This is a genomic window from Marinifilum sp. D737 (assembly GCF_026672275.1).
GTDB lineage: Bacteria > Bacteroidota > Bacteroidia > Bacteroidales > Marinifilaceae > Marinifilum.
Genome location: NZ_JANQCD010000035.1, coordinates 1 through 22,911 on the forward strand (window position 1 = coordinate 1; position 22,911 = coordinate 22,911).

The 22,911-nt window shown below is 36.7% G+C and carries 16 protein-coding genes and 2 tRNA genes; 8 read left to right on the forward strand and 10 right to left on the reverse strand.

The features are described from left to right. Positions 1 to 356: 356 nt before the first annotated feature. Complete coding sequence (locus tag NQ163_RS16925; protein WP_268191524.1) at positions 357 to 2,579, reverse strand: amino acid permease; 2,223 nt, start codon at positions 2,577 to 2,579, stop codon at positions 357 to 359. A 151-nt stretch (positions 2,580 to 2,730) separates the two neighbouring features. Between NQ163_RS16925 and NQ163_RS16930 the strand changes: the two genes are divergently transcribed. Then, positions 2,731 to 3,813, forward strand: a complete 1,083-nt coding sequence (locus tag NQ163_RS16930) for a lysylphosphatidylglycerol synthase transmembrane domain-containing protein (RefSeq protein WP_268191525.1) — start codon at positions 2,731 to 2,733, stop codon at positions 3,811 to 3,813. Positions 3,814 to 3,969: 156 nt separating this feature from the next. Continuing rightward, complete coding sequence (locus tag NQ163_RS16935; RefSeq protein ID WP_268191526.1) at positions 3,970 to 5,844, forward strand: DUF4114 domain-containing protein; 1,875 nt, start codon at positions 3,970 to 3,972, stop codon at positions 5,842 to 5,844. Positions 5,845 to 5,897: 53 nt separating this feature from the next. On the opposite strand, the gene NQ163_RS16940 is transcribed toward NQ163_RS16935, so the two are convergent. The 5 genes from NQ163_RS16940 to NQ163_RS16960 all read right to left on the reverse strand — a co-directional run bounded on the left by NQ163_RS16940 (position 5,898) and on the right by NQ163_RS16960 (position 15,310). Then, on the reverse strand, positions 5,898 to 6,872 hold the full coding sequence (locus NQ163_RS16940) for a hypothetical protein (protein ID WP_268191527.1): 975 nt from the start codon (positions 6,870 to 6,872) through the stop codon (positions 5,898 to 5,900). A gap of 52 nt (positions 6,873 to 6,924) precedes the next feature. After that, complete coding sequence (gene purD / locus NQ163_RS16945) at positions 6,925 to 8,193, reverse strand: phosphoribosylamine--glycine ligase (protein WP_268191529.1); 1,269 nt, start codon at positions 8,191 to 8,193, stop codon at positions 6,925 to 6,927. Between the two features lie 148 nt (positions 8,194 to 8,341). Next, positions 8,342 to 8,959 carry a polysaccharide deacetylase family protein gene (locus NQ163_RS16950; RefSeq protein ID WP_268191530.1) on the reverse strand — a complete coding sequence of 206 codons (618 nt, stop codon included), beginning with the start codon at positions 8,957 to 8,959 and terminating at the stop codon, positions 8,342 to 8,344. Next, positions 8,959 to 12,021, reverse strand: coding sequence for a glycosyltransferase family 117 protein (locus NQ163_RS16955; RefSeq protein WP_268191531.1), 3,063 nt, complete (start codon positions 12,019 to 12,021; stop codon positions 8,959 to 8,961). The genes NQ163_RS16950 and NQ163_RS16955 overlap by 1 nt, the downstream gene beginning before the upstream one ends. 235 nt (positions 12,022 to 12,256) lie before the next feature. Beyond that, positions 12,257 to 15,310 (reverse strand): glycosyltransferase family 117 protein, encoded by a 3,054-nt coding sequence (locus NQ163_RS16960; protein ID WP_268191532.1) that lies wholly within the window; start codon positions 15,308 to 15,310, stop codon positions 12,257 to 12,259. 170 nt (positions 15,311 to 15,480) lie between these two features. Here NQ163_RS16960 and NQ163_RS16965 point away from each other — a divergent pair. Continuing rightward, positions 15,481 to 15,551 (forward strand) — tRNA-Gln (locus NQ163_RS16965). A 246-nt stretch (positions 15,552 to 15,797) separates the two neighbouring features. Here NQ163_RS16965 and NQ163_RS16970 read toward each other — a convergent pair. Next, entirely contained in the window at positions 15,798 to 16,163 is a 366-nt protein-coding gene (locus NQ163_RS16970) for a hypothetical protein (RefSeq protein WP_268191533.1), read from the reverse strand. A 155-nt stretch (positions 16,164 to 16,318) separates the two neighbouring features. On the opposite strand from NQ163_RS16970, the gene NQ163_RS16975 reads away from it, so the two are divergent. Beyond that, positions 16,319 to 16,389, forward strand: a tRNA-Gln gene (locus NQ163_RS16975). Between the two features lie 50 nt (positions 16,390 to 16,439). On the opposite strand, the gene NQ163_RS16980 is transcribed toward NQ163_RS16975, so the two are convergent. Then, positions 16,440 to 16,712 carry an acylphosphatase gene (locus NQ163_RS16980; RefSeq protein WP_268191534.1) on the reverse strand — a complete coding sequence of 91 codons (273 nt, stop codon included), beginning with the start codon at positions 16,710 to 16,712 and terminating at the stop codon, positions 16,440 to 16,442. Positions 16,713 to 17,072: 360 nt separating this feature from the next. On the opposite strand from NQ163_RS16980, the gene NQ163_RS16985 reads away from it, so the two are divergent. The 4 genes from NQ163_RS16985 (at position 17,073) to NQ163_RS17000 (ending at position 21,872) form a co-directional block, all read left to right on the forward strand. Continuing rightward, entirely contained in the window at positions 17,073 to 18,071 is a 999-nt protein-coding gene (locus NQ163_RS16985) for a radical SAM protein (protein WP_268191535.1), read from the forward strand. Between the two features lie 273 nt (positions 18,072 to 18,344). After that, entirely contained in the window at positions 18,345 to 18,776 is a 432-nt protein-coding gene (locus tag NQ163_RS16990) for a hypothetical protein (RefSeq protein WP_268191536.1), read from the forward strand. Between the two features lie 92 nt (positions 18,777 to 18,868). Beyond that, positions 18,869 to 20,743 carry a metallophosphoesterase family protein gene (locus NQ163_RS16995; RefSeq protein ID WP_268191538.1) on the forward strand — a complete coding sequence of 625 codons (1,875 nt, stop codon included), beginning with the start codon at positions 18,869 to 18,871 and terminating at the stop codon, positions 20,741 to 20,743. 25 nt (positions 20,744 to 20,768) lie between these two features. Next, positions 20,769 to 21,872 carry a CotH kinase family protein gene (locus NQ163_RS17000; protein ID WP_268191539.1) on the forward strand — a complete coding sequence of 368 codons (1,104 nt, stop codon included), beginning with the start codon at positions 20,769 to 20,771 and terminating at the stop codon, positions 21,870 to 21,872. Between the two features lie 95 nt (positions 21,873 to 21,967). Here NQ163_RS17000 and NQ163_RS17005 read toward each other — a convergent pair whose 3' ends face one another. Both NQ163_RS17005 and NQ163_RS17010 read right to left on the reverse strand, forming a co-directional pair. Continuing rightward, positions 21,968 to 22,117 (reverse strand): hypothetical protein, encoded by a 150-nt coding sequence (locus NQ163_RS17005; protein WP_268191540.1) that lies wholly within the window; start codon positions 22,115 to 22,117, stop codon positions 21,968 to 21,970. A 267-nt stretch (positions 22,118 to 22,384) separates the two neighbouring features. Continuing rightward, positions 22,385 to 22,909 carry a hypothetical protein gene (locus NQ163_RS17010; RefSeq protein ID WP_268191541.1) on the reverse strand — a complete coding sequence of 175 codons (525 nt, stop codon included), beginning with the start codon at positions 22,907 to 22,909 and terminating at the stop codon, positions 22,385 to 22,387. Positions 22,910 to 22,911: the final 2 nt, after the last annotated feature.

Genomic DNA, 22,911 nt, shown 5'->3' on the forward strand with positions numbered 1-22,911 from the left:
CGTTTGACTGGCAGTCAAAAGGTCACCGGTTCGATTCCGGTACTCTCCACCCTCAAATCAAGGCGGTTATGGCATTTATGTCGTGGCCGCTTTTTCATTTCTAAGCATTTCGACATAAGAAATTATAATCCTGTTGCTCAATACTTTGAAATTAGCTAACAAAAGACCACATCTGAATGTAACGAGAAAATCAGTAAAACATTAATTAACTTAGCTTTTAACCTTCTTTAACACTTTTTTTAATGTGGGTAAAACAGGAATCCATACATTTGTAGTGTCCTTTCCGAGAGGATTAGGTTTTCATAGATTAAAATGGGTTAGAGTAAAGTCAGGGGTGGTTCCCTGACTTTTTTATTTTAATCAATATCCTTTCTACTGTTGGAGTTTATAAAAAGAATATTCCCTAGCGAATCGTATCCTTTAAATAGTTCAGATTTCTCGTGCTTTAAGCTTTCACCTCTGAATCCAAGAATTGTTAAACCTGCGTCAGCCGATTTCTGATTGATGATATCGCGAGAGGCAATATCCTCCTGTTCGTGTATGATTTCGATATTTGAGTTGGTAATTGGCAACCTGCCACTAACAACCAATTCATCCAATTGTTTTCTGGTTTCATCCGCCTGATCTTCCTTGCAAATATTAAAAATTTTAATGTCCGCTTTGTTCCAATCCGGGTGTCCGCCGATAATAAAACTCAATAGAATCATGAGGTTTGCATTATCAGTATCTGAAGATTTAATCCAAACATGAATGTTGTTATTATAATTGAATTTTCTTCTTGAACTTCCCAAAATACAGAAATCGAAATTTCCGGCACGTGCCAAAGAATAGTTTTCAATGATCAAATCCAAACGCTCAGGATCTTCCTTATCAAATTCGAAAATCACCATATTATTCTCCATTCCGGCAATTCCCGGCAACTGAATGGCTTGGGCAATAGCTGAAGTATATGATGGTGATATTATTGTATCTACATAAACATGATTCTCGATTTTATCGAAACTGCTTATTAACTTATCCAATTCCTCTTGCGATTGTTGATGTGTCGCTTTGGAGTAATATCCTTCAATTCGATGTAGGTAGGTTCCAAATCCATATTTGTAGGATATCCAGTTTAATAATTTAAATGCAGTATCGCGTTCAAACGAATCCTTTGATATACAAATTGCACTAGGTCTCCATTCTCTTGTTTTTCTTTTACCTGCTTTTTGCAAGAAAACCTGCATATTTCTATTCAATTGATAAAGAGAATTCAAGAAAATCGATTCCAGTCCATTCCTGTGTTTATGATATCGGTTAATGAACAAATAAATCAAACTCATTAAAACAACTGCACTAAATGCATAAAGGGTGTTGATTTTGAACATTACCCAAATGGAAATGAAAAATCCGATAAGCGATAACAACCACTTCGATTTAAAGGAAGGACGATAACTCGGTGACGATCCAAAATGATTTAAAAAAGAGATTAAACACAAAGCCCCATAAGTAAGCATGAAAAACATGGAAATGATTTCTGCTACAGCATTCACATCACCTAATGCAACAAAAACGATAGCTATTAAACAGGTTATCAGTGATGCATTGATGGGTTCGTTATCTTTTGCCCTGCCTTTAGCTAACCAATTGTTTAATGCTTTCGAAGGAAAAGATTTATCAATAGAAAGTGCCTGCAAAGTTCTTGGTGCAACCATTACAGATCCAATTGCAGAAGAAATTGTTGATGCAGCTAATCCAAGTGGAATTATAATAGCTCCTCCCAATGCAATTTTCGACATGATCAACTGATCTCCAACCAAATCTTCACTACTTGCCGATCCTGCCAATTTATATACGATAAAGAAATAGATAATCATTCCGATTAAAGTGGCTGCGGTAGTTCCCACAGGAATAGATTTTGAAGGATTCTTTAAATCTCCAGATAATCCAACTCCAGCTGTCATTCCAGTAAATGCCGGGAAAATGATTGCAAATACAATGAAAAAATTATCTGCATTTTTAAAATCAGCATTCCATAAGTTAAAATCACTCGTCAAGGAATATTCTGTAGAACCCAGAAAAAACATGGCCAATGATATAAATAGAATTGCCACCACAAAATAAAGAGCTTTCACTCCCAGGTTAGCTCCTTTTTTCAAAATCAAAGCCGAAAGCAATAACATGGCAGGAATACTTACAACTTGCCTGGGCAGATGATATCCATATGTTTCGCGCACCCAATTAAAAACTGGCTCAAAAGCTTCCGTAAATGCTATGATGTAAAATGCTACACTTATGGCCTGCGACATAAACAAAGCCAAACCTATTGTTGCTCCAATATTTAAACCAAACGATCTGGATATAATAAAATATTCCCCTCCTCCTTCAACACGTTTATTGGTTGCTATTTCGGATATTGCAAAAGCAGTAGGTATGGTAACTGCATGCCCCAATAAAATAATAAATATAACTCCCCAGAAACCAACACTTCCTACCGCATAGCCAAATCGCAAAAACAATATGGCACCTAATATTGTAGAGATTGCTGTAAAAAAGACTGGAGCAGTTCCAAATTTTTGAGCTGTATGATTTGTCGACATAGTAAACTTTGTATCGTTAGTTTAATAAAAATAGAAAAAAGGATGGAATATTTAATACATGTTATATTTAGATATTTTTAACAATTAGTTTATCAATTCATTGTGATTTAAGTTTTTTATTTGTGTATTTTTATTTTCCACAAAAAGTAGCATGGAAACAACAAACAAACAAAGCTCACCAAAGAAATTACTGCATGGCGTTCGACCAAGCAGGATAATTTATCCAATTTTAATTGGATTGGCAGTAGTTGTGTACATGCTGGTCAAAGAAGTTGATGCCAATACATTCTCATTAATAGAATTTACCTGGTATACTATTTTTTGGCTTTGTATAGCTTTATTGATGATGGTAATTCGAGATTTAGGATATATGGCTCGCCTAAGAATTCTTACGGACAGAAAATTCTCCTGGGGCAAAGCTTTTCGCATTATCATGCTTTGGGAATTTACATCCGCAATTACACCATCAGCAATTGGAGGAACTTCGGTTGCCATTCTATATCTCAACAAAGAAGGACTTAAAGTAGGAAGAAGTTCTGCGGTTGTAATGTCTACATCATTTTTAGATGAACTCTACTTTATCATCATGTTTCCGTTACTGATTTTACTTTTAAATGTAAAACAGTTGTTCATGATAGAATCTCCGGAGCACTCTATCTGGCTCCACTCTTTATTGTATTTCGCTCTTGGTGGATATTTGGTGAAACTCGTTTATCTAATCGTACTTACCTACGGACTCTTTTGGAATCCAAGAGGACTAAAATGGCTGCTATTATGGATATTTAAACTTCCTGTTCTGCGCAAATGGAAACATGGAGCCAATAAAGCAGGTAGTGACATCATAGAAAGTTCTAAAGAACTCAGAAGAAAACCCTTCCTGTTTTGGTTTAAAGCCTTTATGGCTACATTTTGGTCTTGGACAGCCAGGTATTGGGTAGTAAATGCAATGCTGCTTGCATTTATGTTGGAAGGCTATGGCTTTGCTGATCACATCATGATTTTTGCCAGACAGTTGGTAATGTGGATCATGATGTTGGTAAGTCCAACTCCTGGCGGTAGTGGGTTTTCAGAGTGGGTATTTACACAATATCTTGGTGACTTCTTACCCACTGCAGGATTAGCTGCCAGCATGGCCTTAATTTGGCGCTTAATATCATATTATCCTTACTTGTTTATTGGGGTTTACTTACTTCCCAGATGGATAAAAAAGCATTTTAAAAACAACAAATCATAAATACATAACAAACAAGCTATTGCAAATTTTGACAAAAGAAAAATGCAATTTCATCAAAGCTTTTTCATGTTCTACCATAATGAATAATTAGGTTTCAATTAAAGAATGTAACTTGCTTATAATTAAATCAAGTCACATATTAAAACCTCAATAATTATGAAAAAGCACTTAGCCTTTTTTATCTTATTGGCTACTATTGTTTCATCTTGTTCAGAAGATAACTTTAAAGAAACTGAAAAGCCACAAAAAAAAGATGATGTAATTCAATCGGTTAACATTACCAACAATGCAGCTGATTTAAGCTCTCGTGTTACTTACAGCGATAAATTGGTTCTTGTAAACGATATTCCAAATTCAACAACAAAATCAGTAAAAGCAGATTTTGAAATTGATCCAACAAAAAACTATGCCTTCAAATTAAGAGCAGAAGTTGAAGCTCCTAAAGTTAAAGGTGAATACGTTCAGGCAACACATGTTAAAATAGTTGATGATATGGCATTTGTAACCTACAACACCAAAGGTCCTGAATACAATGGAGGTGTTGAATTGTTCGATGTAACCGACAAAACAAAGCCAATTCTTCAAGCACAAGCAATGTTTCACGATGTTGATATTAGTGCTGTAGATTATTACAATGGAAAGCTTTATTTGGCAGGTGCCCATGATCCTGACACACCAGGATTTGTATTTGATTCACCAGCAATTCTTATTGAGATGGAACTTAGCCAATCTGGTCAAATCCTGTATGTTTCAAACACATACGATATTGCCTCATATGTAGCTACTGATGTTAAGGTTGATGATGATTATATTTATGTAACCAGTGGATCAAACGGAAAACTAACTGTTTTAAACCACAATTTCACTTTAGCTGGATACAAGGATATTAATGATGCAAGATCTGTCGCAATCAATACTGATCATATCTATGTTCTGGAAGGAACAACTCCTCAGTTGCATAAGTTCTCTATAACAGATTTATCAGGACCTGAATTTATTGGATTAAATGGTCCTGTTACAGCAGAATCAAAAACAGAAATCGACGTTACTGATGACTTATTATTGGCCGCTTTAAATGAAGGTGGACTAGACATCAGAAATTTAGAGGGTGAGCTTCTTGAACATTTCGACAGACCGCCTACACCGGAAGGAAGATTAGATGAAAACTACGTAACCAACTCCGTTGCTTTAAACGAAGAACTGTTATTGATTGGTAATGGTGGTGCCGGCTTATATGTAGGCGCTATCATTCCTGAAATAGATGATGAAGTATTACTAATGGGTAGTATGTTTTTTGATGCATCAGTAAACTTTGTTGAGTCTAAAAATGAATGCATTTTTGTTGCTGCAGGAACTGGTGGCCTAAAAATTTTAAGCATCGAATTAGATGAAGGTATTCCTGATGAAATCATCCCTACTAAACCTTGTCCTACATTAATTGACAACATTATTGCAATGTTCCCTGCAGGCAAAGATAATCGTGACGATCATGCTGATTTATTTACAGATGAAAGCAAATTGATTCTAAAATTGAAGAAAGAATCGCCTGTATATCTTACATTTATTGATGAAGGAGCTGGATGGAGAAACTCTTTGGCTTACTATACATATGATGCTGAAAATCCACCTACAGGTGAAGATGAAATCGAACTTCATATGTTATTCCCCAATGTCTCAAAAGAAGGAGAAGGTGGAGGATTAAAATCAGGAGACAGAGTTCAATTGGGCGATAAAGCTTTCCCTGAAAATACTGTTATTGGTTTCTGCCTTGTTGCTAAAGGCTGGAAAAATGGTGCAACTACCGATGGCATTTACAAGCACTATACCAACACCGAGTTTAATGAGTTTGGAAACCAACAGCATGTTCTATTCATAGAAAAAAACTGTAAAGATATCGTACTTTGTTTTGAAGATATCAAACTTCCTGATGGAGATAAGGACTACAACGACATTATATTCGCAATAACCGATAATGAAGAGGATAATCTTGTTGCAACTGCATTTGATACCGAAAACATTATTGAGAAATAATCACAACCACTTTGTTATGAAAGTGCCAGCTCATTTTTGAGTTGGCATTTTTTTTATCCCAGAAAGTGAACCAAAATACTGGCAACAACAAAAACAATAAACAGTATTTCTTTTACCCAGGAATATCTGCTTAAAACAAAATAATGACTAACAATAAAAGTAGTTGGGATCAACAGAAGAAAATACAATTCTGTACCAGCTGAAGAGAAAATAAAATAGTTTCCAATCGCAGTTAAAAAGAACACAAACAAAATCATAAAATATTTCCTCGAACTGATTTTTTTCTCTTCTACAACATTCGCCATAAATGCAGAAGCAAATAGAACAAATGCAGCTAAAATACCCCAGTATACTTTCTGAAACATTGAATATTCGGCACTAAATTCAAAATTGTATAATGAACTTATAGTCTGAAACAATCCAGTCAAATTATCATTAAGGAAATACCAACTTAAAACAACAAATACCGGCAATAAAAATCCCACCAAACCAGCAAGAATTTCACGAGGCCTAAAGTATCCCAGAAATGCCAAAGCTACCCAAAACCATAAGAGGTAAATGCCCGAAAAAAGGTAAGTAACAGTAGCCAATCCAACAAACATTCCTGCTTCGAAAGATTTAGCCAAAGTTCTAGATCCATGATAAACGGCAAACACACTATCGATAGCAAAAAACAGTAAGAAGCTTGCCAATAAGGCTGGATGCATTCCATACAGTGAAACTGTACCTGTTGCTATTAAAGCAAAAACAAAAGCTGGCAAATCTGTCCTTTGCCTGATAAAAACATATCGTTCGTTTAATCGCACTGCCAAGAGCGACAAGAGAATTAAGATAGCTGCTCCTACAATGTTTAATGCGATAATGCTGCCCCCGGTAAGTTGTTGAAGTAATTCGTAAAGTGGCATTTGATCTTGTCCTGGGGTTAAAGATACTGGAGAAATAAATGCCTTAATCCATAAGAACAGGAATAAAACCGGCACCAAAAACAATAACAAATAGTGCCTTCCTTTTAGCGTTTTTAGCAGCATGTAGAAATATTTGATTGCGGTTTCCATATACCGGAAACCGCAATAGATTATTTTATAAGTCGAAACCGATATCTCTACGGTAATATTTACCTTCAAAATCGATTAATTCAGCGTTTTTAAAAGATGATGTCAAAGCTTCTTTCATACTATCTCCATAAGAGCTAACCGAAATTACTCTACCACCATTGGTAACAACATCTCCGTTAGAGTTTGTTGTACCTGCATGGAAAACGATACTTCCTTCCACTTTTTCAAGATTCTTAATCGCTTTTCCTTTTTCGTATGCTTCCGGATATCCTCCAGATACCAACATAACTGTCGAAACAGTTCTCGAATCCATTTCAAAATCAGCCTGATCCAACTCTTGCTTAGATACCGCTTCCATTAATTCCAGAAGATCTGATTTTACTCTAGGCATAATCACCTCTGTTTCCGGATCACCCATTCGTACATTGTACTCAATTACATAAGGATCTCCTTCAACATTCATCAGCCCAATAAATACAAATCCTTTGTAAGGGATATTGTCTTTTTGCAAACCTTCAATAGTTGGAGCAATTACACGCTCTTCAACTTTCTGCATGAAGTCACCCTTTGCAAATGGAACTGGAGAAATAGCGCCCATACCACCTGTATTCAAACCTGTATCTCCTTCGCCTATTCTTTTGTAATCCTTAGCTTCGGCAAGAGTTCGGTATGATTTACCATCGGTTAAAACAAAAACAGATAATTCAATTCCTGATAAGAATTCTTCAATTACTACACGGTTTCCGGCATCGCCGAACATTCCGCCCAACATCTCTTTCAATGAATTCTTAGCCTCATCAAGATCCTCAATAATCAAAACCCCTTTACCTGCTGCTAAACCATCCGCTTTTAAAACATACGGAGCTTTCATTGTTTCAAGAAAAGCCAATCCTTCATCTAGGTTTTCCGTAGTTATACTTTTATAAGCTGCAGTTGGGATATTGTGTCTGAACATGAATTCCTTTGCAAAATCCTTACTTCCTTCCAATTGAGCACCCAATTTTTCTGGTCCAATTACAGGAATTTCTTTAATTTCCTCATCATTTAAAAAGAAATCATGAATTCCATTCACCAATGGATCTTCAGGGCCAACAACCACCATATTGATGTCATTGTCCAAAACAAACTTCTTAATGCCATCAAAATCATTTGGATTAAGATTTACATTTTCAGCTATTTCTGCAGTTCCTGCATTTCCAGGTGCTACAAAAAGTTTTTCCAGTTTTTTGCTTTGATTGAATTTCCATGCAAATGCATGCTCTCGGCCTCCAGACCCCAAAAGAAGTACTTTCATCTGTCAAATAAATTGAATATCATCATCAATACGAACGATAAAGCATGATCAGTAAAGATGATTCTGTTATAAAATGGTATTGATCGACAGCAAATTTAAGGATTCAATTGCAGTTATCCTGAGTGATATGCAATGAATTTGTATTTTTCTATTGACAAACACCAAATTCATATCCTTGCGCGTGCAATTCATCGATTAAACGCGGAATTGTATAGCGCATATTCTTTTCTGATTTTAGGTGATTGTGGAAAAGAAGTATTGAACCAGGACGCACTTTTTTCATTACATCCCGATAACATCTCTCAGGAGAAATATCTTGTCTATAATCACCGCTTAACACATCCCACATTACAATTTTATAATCGGTTTGCAGGTATTTTGCTTGCGAACGCTTAATCAATCCATAAGGAGGTCGAAACAGCTTGGAATCGATGAATTCTGAAGCCAAAATAACATTCTCCACATACTTTTGCGTATTGTTATACCATCCTTTAAGGTGATTGTAAGTATGATTGCCCACCTCATGTCCATCATCTACAATTCTTCGATACAGGTTAGGATACTTACGAACATTGTCTCCCACGCAAAAGAAAGTGGCCTTTATGCCTTTCTCTTTTAACAAATCTAATGTCCATATGGTAGATTCTGGAATTGGTCCATCATCAAAGGTCAGGTAAACCATTTTTTCACCCGAATTGTATCGCCACACAAAGTCGGGAAATAATCTTCTGATTATTCCCGGCGCTCTCAACCACCTTAACTTCATTATCCCTTCCTATAATTCCCTAACAACCTCTTAAATTCCAATTCAATTTTCTTGTTCAGATCTTCCTGTTCGTATCGTGCCGTAATTTGATACAGCTCCTGCATCAAGTACAAATTTCTGTTTTGCCAGCGAGGATATTCTGATGTTGAAACTGGAGTCAGGCTGGCATAATAATCCAACTCTTTCACCAAACGTTCCGAAACCTCTTGAACCAGCTGATTTGCCTTTTCATATTCTGCAGCTCGATAGTAAGATTTTGCTATTAAAACTCCCCAATAATCCATAGGAACTTTATCATTTGGGATCAACTCCACACACTTATCAAGTGCCATAACAGCAGAATCTCTTTTCCCCTCATCCATTAAGGTCTCTGCCAGTCGCAAATAATTATTGCGCATACTCAAAGTCATTCTCGAACAAGTTTCATCCAAATATACATCTGCATCCTCAATATTTCCCCATCTAAATTTTTCAAGCATGTTGGTATACATTTTCGATCCGTTAACTCTACCAACTTGCCCATCTTCATTTTCTGTTTTTATTGGAACCAATCGATAAGCAAACCCTTCCAGTTGGAAATATTTTTCCAGTCCGTAATAACCATTCGATGGAACTGTAATTGCAAAATACATTGGCCTTTTCCAATTGTTTTCCAACAGCATATTATACAAGGTCAATCCTGCTTTCTCAATATAATTTCCCTTTATCTCCCACTCTAATTGATCCACAATCAAAGCAGAATCTTTCTCATTTACTGTGCCTGATTTCAGAGTTTGTTCCTTGTCAACTACCATTCTGAATTTACTGGCAGGAAAGTGATCTATCCTTTCATCGTATCCATAAATATTTTTGGTACTTTCTTTATCGCTTAAGACATATTCCAAGGCATCTTTAATATCCAAACCATTATACTTCTCCACATACGCTTTCAGCCTTGGATCATCTACCAAATAAACAATATCTCGTTTTCCTTCCAGGTATTTATCTTTAGTCATTGATATTGGAAGTGGTGCCGAATCGTAGTTCTGCTGCTTCATTTGATCGATATACCAATCAGTAGAAAGGTAGCTCAAATTACAAACACGAACATCGGTGCGAATTCCTTCTACTTCCTGCAAATACCATAGTGGGAAAGTATCATTATCACCCATGGTGAATAAAATGGCATTGGGTTCGCAAGAATTCAAATAATTGTAAGCCATATCGCGAGCCAAATATCTTCCCGATCTGTCATGATCGTCCCAGTTTTGTTGAGCCATTAATCCTGGAACAGCAACAAAGCAAAGTACGAATACAGCAGGAATAGCAATTTTTTCTGATTTTAAAACTCTCTTGCTGGTTTCCAAAATGGCTAAAAATCCCAAGCCAATCCAAATGGCAAAGGCATAAAAGGAACCTGCATAGGCATAATCTCTTTCGCGTGGTTGCAAAGGAGGTTGATTTAAGTATAACACAATGGCAATTCCCGTAAACACAAACAAAAGCATGATTACCCAAAAGTCTTTCTGGCCTGCACTGCTCTTGCGATATTGATAAAGCAATCCTGCAATTCCCAATAATAATGGCAAGAAATAATACTTGTTGCTTCCTTTATTATTTTTCATGTGATCCGGACGAAGAGATTGATCTCCCAATCGCATATTGTCAATAAATGGAATTCCCGATATCCAATTTCCTTCTACCACTCCTCCATACGATTGCTTATCCGATTGTCTGCCTGCAAAGTTCCATAAAAAATAGCGAACATACATGTAATTCACCTGGTAAGAGAAGAAGAATTTCAGGTTCTGACCAAAGCTTGGTTTTTCTTTCTGATCAGGATTAATACCAGTCCATTTGGCATACTCTTCAGGATTCTTTCCTGTCATCCCTTTGGTGTGCATTCTTGGGAAAATCGATTTGTGCGAATCTTTAAAATTAGCTTTCGTTTTCTCGTACGACACCACATATTTTCCATCCTTCTTAATGTATATATTCTTATCCTTTACAAATCGTTTGTTCTCTACCAAAGGCGAATTAAAATACTGTCCATAAATTAATGGCGTATCACCATATTGCTCACGATTTAAATAGGATAGTAAGGTATGTAAATCTTCAGGATTATTCTGATCTAAGCTAGGGTTTGCATTGGATCGAATCATGATTAATGCATAAGATGAATATCCAATTAGAACAACCGCAAATGCCATCAGAATTGTATTGGCAAGAACTTTTTGCTTTTGAATGGTATATCGAACACCCCAAACAATTGCTGCAATTACAGCTAGCATGAATATGATTAAGCCAGAATTAAATGGCAGTCCAATAACATTTACAAAGAATAAATCAAACAATAATGCGAGTTTCACAACTCCTGGAATAATTACATACATAGCTCCACCAAGCAACAGTACCGCCAACCCAAGAGCTTTGATAATTCCATTTCGTGTAGGTGTATAGTTCTTAAAATAATATACCATTACGATGGCTGGTATCGCCAATAAATTCAACAGGTGAACCCCAATTGACAAACCCATTAGGTAAGCAATCAAAATAATCCATCGGTTGGCATAAGCCTTGTCCGATTCGTTTTCCCATTTTAAAATACACCAAAATACAACTGCCGTAAATAGCGATGATGTTGCATACACCTCTCCTTCTACTGCCGAAAACCAAAAAGTATCGGAAAAAGTATAAGCCATTGCTCCAATAAAACCTGCACCAATAATCTTCCAAATTTGCATTCCAACAGGATCTTCCTTACTGGAAACAAGTTTTTTTACCAAATGTGTTATGGTCCAAAACAAGAAAAGAATTGTAAAGGCACTTACCATGCCCGAAAGTGCATTAATCATTAATGCCACATTTTCAGTCCCCCCTGCAAACAATGCAAAAAATCGTGCTAATATCATAAAAAATGGTGCTCCCGGAGGATGACCAATTTGTAATTTGTATGAAGCAGTTATAAACTCTCCACAATCCCAGAAACTAACAGTAGGTTCAAGAGTTAAGAGATAAACAATGGCAGCTATTGTGAATGACAACCAACCAAAAAGCACATTGATTTTTTGATACTTATTCATATCAGGCGAAATAAAGGTTTTATTAAATGGTGATTAAGCATCGAAGATACTACTTTCCGAAAAAAGTATTGTTTTTAATTATGTGAAAAAACCTTAAAATAAAACGATGACTTATTGTAAATCTGATGCCGAATAGTACTTTTCCCTTATCAATCCTAATAATTTAATGATGAAACCTAAAGCAAAAAAAATGGCCGTCATTTCTGTAACAGCCATTCTATATAATGCTTAGATATTATTCTGTGTAAGATTTAAACAAAAGCTCAAACTTCTGTTGTGTTTTGTCCTTCAATTCTGTTTGCTCACCCATTTCAGCCAAGCCCAGCAGCATCTGTACAACTCTAATCTCTCTTTCCTGTTCATTTCTGAAACTCTTAGCCAATGCTGGTTGTAATGAGAAATAGTAATCTAATTTATCGTAGGATTGCTGTGCCATCTCTTCAAAAAGAGCATTTGCCTTATCTATTGAGCCAGCTCTGTAATATTCCTGAATAAACCCAATCAAACTATTGTCATATGGAATTTTACTGGTTGGTAACTCCTCCATACATCTATCCAATACTTTTACTGCTTTGTCCATTTTGCCCTCATCATTTAACTGACTTGCCAAACGACTATAATTTGAACGGAAGCTCATGATATTAATGGTTAAAATATGGAATTGATCCATATATACATCTGGTTCTTTGATACGACCAAATTCAAACTTATTCATGAAATTATCATACAGAATATCAGTATCGATTCGTCCAATTTCTAAACTATTCGTTTTGGTTTCGATTGGCACCAAACGGTAAGCTGCTCCTTCCAACTGGAAATATTTTTCCAAACCTAAGAAACTGCTTGCTCCCATACCAACCGAGAAATAAATTGGTCGTTCCCAATTATTATTGGCAATAATATCATAAACCATGATATCATTTTTATACAGATAATTTCTCTTGATTTTCCAATCTAATTTCTTTTTGATCAAGTTTGCATCTTCAGGTCGAACTGTACCATTATTTACCACTTTAGCCGAATCAACCGGGATATAAACATTTCTTCCCGGGAAATAATCCAATTTTCTGCCAGTTTGCATTTCAACTTTGGAAGCTTTGTTGTCACTCGCAACAAAATTCAACATTTCCTGCAACGACTCTTCACCATCCAGGCGTTCCAAAATAGGTATTTGATCGCGCTTTCCTGGCTCAACTTTCTCTGGTCCAAAACTCATTGGAATAGGATCTGAATCGTAAGCCTTGTTGCGCATTTGGTTGATATACCAATCGCCAGCTAAAAGACTCAGGTTCACAATTCGAATGTCACGACGAATTCCTTCCACTTCCTGTGCATACCACAATGGGAAAGTATCGTTATCACCATAGGTAAACAAGATGGCATTTGGTGCACAAGAATTTAAGTAGTTCTTTGCATAAGCCAAAGTTGCATAACGACCCGAACGATCATGATCATCCCAGTTTTGCTGTGCCATTAATCCAGGAACAGCTACCAGGCACAAACCAGTAATTAAACCTGCACTCAAAACTTCAGGCATTTTCTTCTTCAAAGTTTGATACAAGCCCATTACACCAAAACCAATCCATATCGCGAAAGCGTAAAACGAACCGGCATAAGCATAATCACGCTCACGTGGTTGTTGCGGATACTGATTCAGGTATACAACAATGGCCAATCCAGTAAAGAAGAACAACAACATTACTATTGAGAAATCCTGCTTTCCTTTCTTGCCTGATCTAAACTGGTAAATCAAACCAATTAATCCCAAAATAAATGGCAGGAAGAAATAGTTATTGCGCGATTTCTTGTTCTTTAACTCAGGATACAATTTATCTTCGTTTCCAACTTTTTCTCTATCGACAAATGGAATACCCGATACCCAGTTGCCATGCAAAATTCCGCCATGGCCCTGAATGTCGTTCTGACGACCAACAAAATTCCACATGAAGTATCGCCAATACATCCATCCAACCTGGTATTTAAAGAAAAACTGAAGGTTCGATCCGAAACTTGGTTTGTAAACCACTTCGCCATTGCCCAATGCAATTGGGTTATTTTTTTTCACATCTCCCCAAAATTCGTACTCTCTAACATGGTTGTCGCGAGAAGAGTACATACGAGGGAAAAGAGTTTCGAAACGAGGATCGAACTCATATTTTTGCTTGCGCGATGCAATTACATATTTGTTATTTTTCTGAATGTAATTCGGCTTGGTTTCCACCAAATCAACAGCCGGAGCATTGTAATACTCACCATACATCAATGGTCTGTCGCCATATTGCTCACGATTTAAATAGGAAAGCAATGCGAATACATTATCCGGGTTATTCTCATCCATTGGTGGATTTGCCGACGAACGAATAACAATCATTGCAAAAGATGAGTAACCAATTACAATTACCATAAAGGCAGTAACAATGGTATTTAAAACCACATAGTTCTTTTTAATGGTATAATCAATTGCCCAAATCACAAATGCAATCAGCAATACTGCATACACCATTACACCTGTATTGTAAGGCAATCCAAATCCGTTTACAAACATCAGTTCGAACCACGAAGCCACTTTTACAACGCCAGGAATAACGCCATACATCACAACTCCTAAAATAGCTACTGCAATAGCTCCTGCTGCAATAATTCCATTTCGGCTTGGCTCATATTTTTTAAAGTAATACACAAAAACAATGGCTGGAATGGCAAGTAAGTTCAACAAATGAACCCCAATCGACAATCCCATTAGATATGCAATCAGAATAATCCAACGGTTGGCGTATTTTTCATCAGCAACATCCTCCCATTTTAACATTGCCCAGAAAACAATGGCTGTAAACAGTGATGATAATGCATAAACTTCACCTTCTACTGCCGAAAACCAAAAGGTATCGGAAAAAGTATAAGCCAAAGCTCCTACCATTCCGGTTCCCATTATCGCAAATAGATTTCCTTTCGATAGTTCTTCGTTTTTGTCAACTAATTTTTTCGCAAGATGAGTAATGGTCCAGAACAAAAACAGAATTGTAAATGCCGAAGCCAAAGCAGACATTACATTTACCATTAAGGCAGCTTCGGAAGGACTTGGTGCAAAAAGTGCAAAAAATCGAGCCATAATCATGAAAAGAGGGGCTCCTGGTGGGTGACCAACCTCTAAACCATAAGCTGTGGTAATAAATTCTCCACAATCCCATAAACTGGCAGTTGGCTCAATAGTTAACAAGTAAGTAATGGCTGCTATAAGAAAAGCTACCCATCCTAACACATTATTAACCAATTTGTAATTCGACTTCATCTTGTGTGTATTTTTGTTTTTTATATTGATTCGCAATAAAATAATCTGAACGAAAATAGTCAAATTTCAGGGTTTCCCTTGAATTCATTGAGAATATTTTTCCGATTTTGTTTGCACACAAAAAAAAATTACTACATTTGCAGAGTCTTTACGAAAAGACGCATTATGATTGACCCATGGTGTAATGGTAACACATCTGGTTTTGGTCCAGACGTTTAAGGTTCGAGTCCTTATGGGTCAACTTAAAAAAGCTTCGGAATTAATTTCGAAGCTTTTTTTGTATACATACTTATGTATTATATCTGAAATCCGAGTTGAAACTCGGCAATTGAATTTCACAACTTTTGAATTCATCAAACCATTATAAAATCTCAGAGCTCGGAGCAATTCAAACTCCATAGTTTAGGCAGTGATAAAATCTCTTATCGCATTTTCAAATAGAGCTTTTCCCCATTTCATACTTTTTCACCTTTCTACTCTTCTACTTTCAAACTATCTTAGTAAACCTAAAACTCCCCGCCACTCCCTGATCGTCCAAACTTTCTCCTTCAATCATCGTTTCATTAATCATCATTCCTTCCCAGGAGTCCAGTTCGTATCGTATATCGTAATCGGCATGAATGATATCATATTCCGTTGCCCTAATTTTTATTCTGTTTTGGTTGATTTCTCCTTCTATCTTTTCCTGAATCATAAAAGTTTCATTCGAATCGGCGTTCTCCGAAAAAATAATTTTACCAGACAATTTCGTCCCTTCCTGCACTAAAATTAATTCTCCCTGAGCCGTTCCATAGCCATAATCCTCTTCGTAAATCCATTTTCCAGTTAAAGATTCAATTTTTTTTTCTTCCATCTCCAAACCCCTTTTAAATTGACAATGAGAAGCATTCAAGCTCTCCTGTTTCCTATCGCAAAAAACTTCGCTATATTTTTGTAATTTTTCGTTTTGACGTAAAAATATTTCCACTATATTTGCAGCGTCTTAGTCAGAAAATGACTGTATGGTATTGACCCATGGTGTAATGGTAACACATCTGGTTTTGGTCCAGACGTTTAAGGTTCGAGTCCTTATGGGTCAACTTAAAAGCTTCGAAATTCACTTTCGGAGCTTTTTTTTTATTTTATACCATTACCTGATTTCGAATCCCGAATATTCCTTCACACCAGCATCGCAAATAGTAACGCGATCAACCCTGGCCCAGTCTGGTCCTTTCTTACACCACTCGCAAAACAATTCAACAGCCAATTCATCACCTTCTGCTTCTATATAAACCGCTCCATTTACCTGGTTCTTCACAAAACCATTCACACCAAAACGCTGCGCCGTCTTTCGGGTATGATATCGAAAGCCAACACCTTGTACTTTTCCAAAAACAGTGATATTTACTGATTTTTCTGCCACAAACGAATCAATTACAATTTGAGTTACGAAGTTAAGAAATTTAAGTTAGGAAGATGACCTTCTCAAGAAGACGCAGATTTCCATGATACTTATGACTTTCTAAGATATCAGTTTACTGGCCTTGCATTCATAAAGGAATTACTTTTGTCTAACCACCAATCTCACAGAGTAACACAGAGAAATAAATAAATTCCTTACCTCTCTGCCCTGAAGTAATCACGGATAATTAAAAGATCCTATAACCAAATTAAAAAATCTGTTACAAACAGACATAAGTGCTCTATAATACTCCACGCACTCTGTGGTTATTACCTTTTGGTGTTAAACTAAACGGAAAAACGCTACACTTCATTTTCAAACTTGCGACTTGAAGCTTGTAACTTGGAGTTTGGAGTTTGGAGTTTGGAGTTTGGAGCTTGGAGTTTGGAGTTTGGAGTTTGGAGCTTGGAGCTTGCGGCTTCTTTTTCTACTTTTGCCATCATGATCCAATACGACGAACCATTATTCCGCCCACCAAGCGAGGCCTATTCATTTATATTGCAGGTAACACTAGGATGTGCCTGGAACAAGTGTGCATTTTGCGAAATGTACAGCAGCAAGCAATTTCATACTCGCAAAGAGGAAGATATTTTTGCCGATATCGATTCTATGCAGCCCTATGCCAATCATTATCGCAAGGTATTTTTGGCCGATGGAAATGCCATGGTACTTTCTTTCGACAAGCTTTCGCGAATATTGGACAAATTAAACGAGAAGTTTCCAAGATTGACTCGCGTTTCGGCCTATGCTTTACCTAAAGATATTGAGGCCAAAACCGATGAAGAACTACAGCAATTGGCGGCCAAAGGATTAAAGTTGCTATACGTAGGAATCGAATCGGGCGATGATGAGTTGTTGGGCAGAATCAACAAATCGGAGAACTACGAAAGCACTGCAATGGCTTTAAAGAGAGCTCGTGCCGCAGGAATCAAACTTTCGGTAATGATTCTAAACGGACTTGGCGGTAAAAACTACTCCCACCAGCATGCCTTAAATTCTGCCAAAGTGGTGAACGAAATTCAACCCGAATTCCTTTCAACCTTGGTTTTGAGCTATCCGTATGACGAAGATCATTTTGCCAAAAAGTTCGATGGCGAATTTATTCCTTTGAATACCATTGAGCTGATTGCCGAAATGAAAGTCTTTATCGAAAATCTGGAACTGGAATCAACTGTTTTCCGCAGCGACCATGCTTCCAACTATTTGGTACTGCGTGGCAATTTTCCTCGCGACAAACAGGAAATGCTCAACAGAATTAATGCAGTTTTGGATGATCCTGCCAATGCAAAATTGCGTGAGGAATGGATGAGGGGATTGTAGGTTTTTAGTCCCCCTTTCAAAAACTTGTCCCGAAAATCGGGAGAGAATACAGGGAGATGTTACGTTTTCCTCCTGCTATAGCATGTTCAACACTCCCCTTTATCCCCTCTCAAGAGGGGAATCTCAACAAACCATCAAGTCAATGAAATTTTTCTACTTACCACTTTCCCAGCAATTCCGTACCTTTTAAGCATAAAAACATTAACTAATAACATCCCTGAATACAGTAGAATAATTATCTTAGTGTACCCAAATAAAAGCCCAAACCCTAAAATGAAAACTCGTTTTATCGATCAAAACCTAAGACCCGATGAATTCTCTTATGAGACTTTAGTGGTGTGTCCAAAGTGTGGCGGTAAGGCTATGGTAAAAAGTACACAAGTGCCACAATTTGCAGAGTTGAAATGCTCTTCCTGCCATTATGTAACCGACAAACCTCTTGATTCGAATAAGAAATCATACAGTGCCACTACTGATTACTGGTTCGATTGCGAATTTTGGCTGCAGGACAGCTTTAAAAATGAATTCTTTTTTGCTCACAACTACAAGCATTTGGAGTACATCAAGCAATACATACAGGCCGGACTACGCGAACGAAACGATAGAGCTTTTTTTACCTTGGTTGAGAAATTGCCTCAGTTTATTAAATCAGCAAAAAACAGAGATCGTTTGCTTAAGATGATTGAGAAGCTTGAAAAGAAGTAATATCAATACATTAGTAGTTCTGAAAATAAAAATTTTCACCCCTTCATTTCATGTTGTATATTTAATAGAATCATTTTAAATAAGAATATAACATGAAGATTCTAAATACAATTGCCCTTCTTCTAGCAATATTTTCCTTTAGCCATGCACAGGAAATACCTGCTGTATATTCAAATATATCCATTGATGAAAAAGGTCTGTTTGTAAAGGTCGAGGATAGAAAAATCTATGCTGTCCATCGCAAAGACCTCTTTCAATTTGAGGATCTGTATTCGAATATCAAAGGAACAAATCTGGGACTTGATCTTGATTTTAAATTTCCTGAACTCAACGGAACCTTATACTATGGCTTCATTAACTATCAGGATGGCCGTTACCCTCAACCTGTTTATTTCAGGGAAAGCTCCCGAATTGTGAACGGGAAAGCTCAAATTCCGATACGTGGCAATCTTTCAGGCAAGTATGATATGGTAAACTGGGAAAAGAGTGGAAAAGCGATTTTGGGCTATAGAATTATGGCCAGCAACGGTATGATTTTCTACGATGGTAAAGTTGCCTTCAGCTTTAAGGACAATTTGTTCACAGCAGAACCTACAGTGATTGAGGGGCCATTTGTGAATCAGCTAAGCCATAAGGGTGCAGTAATTTCTTTTACAACATCAAAACCTGTTCGGTCCTCCATCCTTTGTAATAACAAGGTTTTTAATAATAAAAAGAAAAGTCTCACTCATGAAATAAAACTGGACAAGCTCCAGGCAGACAAACTGTATCCCTACAAACTAAAGGTAGGTGACTTTGAATATGGATTTGAGCTCAAAACTGCCCCTAAACCTGGTAGCAGAAAGCCTTTCACTTTTGCCTATGGCAGTGACTCCCGATCGGGACAAGGAGGCGGAGAAAGAGATATTTACGGCACCAATGCCTATATCATGAAAAGAATAGCTGCCCTTGCGAAACTTGAAGATGCTAAATTTGTTCAGTTCACAGGCGATCTAATTGATGGCTATGACACCAGTCGCGAAAGGATGAACCTACAATATGCAAATTGGAAGCATGCTGTAGAATCATGGTGGCACTACATCCCTTTCTATGCGGGCTTTGGAAATCATGAGGCTTACAATATCATTTTTCATGATCCTAAAACCCAACAAAATTATATGATTGATCATTTTCCTTTTGCCACAGACTCAGGGGAATCGCTGTTCCAGGATAATTTCAGCCTCCCTCAAAATGGCCCACACAGTGAAGACAATTCAAAATACGACCCCAATCCTGACAAGGATGACTTTCCTTCCTACAAAGAATCTGTTTACTGGTACAGCTACGACAATGTTGCCATGGTGGTTCTTAATTCAGATTACTGGTATGCCCCACATGGACTCAATGTAAGCAGTGGCAACCTGCATGCCTATATCATGGATAATCAACTTAAGTGGCTGGAAAAAACTATGAAACAGCTGGAAAAAGATACAAACATTGATCACGTGTTTGTGAGTATGCACACGCCATGCTTTCCCAATGGGGGCCACGTGAAAGATGATATGTGGTACCATGGGAATAACAAGTGGCGCGCTGTTGTGAATGGAAATCCTTACAAGGAGGGAATTATTGAAAGAAGGGATGAGTTAATGGATATTGTGATTAATAAAAGCAAAAAGACTGTTGCTTTTTTGACTGGGGATGAACACAATTACAATTTGCTCACCATTACAGAAGATATGGAAAGATATCCTCCAGACTACCCCCACGAAAAAATAATATTACAGCGTAAATTTTACCAGATTAACAATGGCGCTGCCGGGGCTCCCTATTACGCACAGGAAAAGACTCTTTGGATGGGAAACCTTCGCAATTTTTCCACGCAGAATGCTTTGGTTCTTATTGATATCGACGGAAAAAAAGTTTCGGTTCGGGTAAAAAATCCCGACACACTGGAAATGATTGATGAATATATCCTTCGTAAATAATCTGCATGTACTACAAATTATTAATATGAGATTCTATTTCCTCCTGATATTATCTGTGTTTCTTAACTGGGAAGTTGGGGCTCAAAATGCTGCAATCAACTCTTATGAGCCATCGCCCCTTTTCAATAGTGATGAAGTATTTGAAATCACCCTTAAAGGTGATATCAGAAAATTGTTCAACGATAGGAAAGAGAATGCAAAATACCATCCTTTTGCTTTCTCATATAAAATCAATAACCAACAACATTCATTGGATATTCGAGTAAAAACACGAGGGCATTTTCGCAAGATGAGAGCAAATTGCGCAACTCCTCCCCTGCTTTTAAATTTTGACACTTTACCAAATTTAGCAAAAACAATTTTTAAGGGACAAAATAAATTAAAATTGGTTACCACTTGTGTTGATGAACAATTTGTTGTGCAAGAGTACCTGGCTTATAAAATATACCAGCTAATAACAGAGAAAAGCTTTCGGGTAAGATTGGTAAAAGTAATTTTTGAAGACTCGAAAAGAAATAAAACCAAAAGCGCCAGGTATGGAATCCTTTTGGAAGATCAAAATAAAATGGCAAAGCGAAATCATTCAGCAATTCGCAAGCAACTAAATGTTAATCCACAAACAATCGATAAAGAATCCTTTTTAAAAATGGCCGTTTTTCAATACCTTATCGGAAATACCGATTGGTCCGTACAATACCTACATAATATTAAGTTACTGGTTAATCATACTGGTAAATTACTTGTAACGGTTCCTTACGATTTTGACATGTCGGGAATTGTAAATACGCCATACGCAGCACCTGCAGAAGCCCTTCAGTTAAGTTCCGTTCGCAGTAGAAGATATAGAGGATATTGCCTGGATGACATGAGTGAATTCGAATCGACTTTCCAGTTGTTTAATGAATTGAAAAAAGAAATTTATGCCCTTTACCTAAACAATACCTTAATCGATAAAACATACAAAAAAAATACAATTAAATACCTCGACAAATTTTATGAAACTATCAACAATAAAAAGTTGAGCAAGAGAGAATTTCAATATCCTTGTAACTCAAATGGAACGGGTAATATTGTTATTCGAGGATTAAAGCAATACGAAGAAAACAGCAAAAAAAATTCCGACAAATAGTCGAAATCATTTTTTCATAAGGTCGCCAAACCCTCAAGCTAAAACAATTTGCCAATATCATTCCAGCCAATCTTTTTTGTTTTTTACAACATAAGCTACTTTATAACCATGAAGTTTTTCTTGTTTTTTAATCTATTCCACTCTCTCGAATTCATCGATTGAATCATCTTCGTAGTAAGGTCAACCACAACGAAATCGTCTTCTGCCGTGTAGAACAAATCTTTTAGCTTTTTTAATAGTTTCATATCCCCTAAATTTTACTGTTTTTACTACTTTAAATTTAATAGGAATACGGGTAATTTTCAAGCTGGTTTTGCTTGGTTTAACGATTAGGTAATATGAATTCACGATTACGTAATATCAATTAATATCTACGTAAATATTAACCCAAATTCGACTCAAAATATTATTCACAGTAAGTCAGATTTGTTCAAGATTTCGTTTAGAAAACCTGAATCAATTACCACTAAAAAATAATTGAAGCTGTGAGCATATTTAGAATTGAAATCAGGTTATTGTAAAAATTCCACCGAATTAAAGTATAAATTCTTTTTGTCAAGGAGTATTCTTTTCATTCGAGATGGGCCACCTATCGCAATTTGATAAATGTATTTTCCACGGAAGAAGAATCTTTTAAAATAGGTATACTCATGTTTGCCAACCATTTGGGTATATTCGATTTCTTTTCCCAACATTTTCTGGTAAGCTACTGATCTTTCCTCTAACAAAATCGTCCCATTACTTACCAAACTACCTGCTTTCATTTCTTCATAGTATTCGGTCGGATCTGAATAGGTAAAATCAATGCCTACTTTTGAAAAATCAGAAGCTACAATTCCGAATACGGTAACTGCATCCTTAAAACTAAAAACCTCTATTGAAATTCCATTGAGTTCTTTATTTTGAACTATGGGTTGATCGGGAATCGAAAATCGTATTTTTGATTTTTCTGATTCTACCTTTTTCCATTCTTCCTGTGCAATTACACCTGATATCCATGCCAAACTTAGCATACAGATCAATATAAACTTTCTCATAC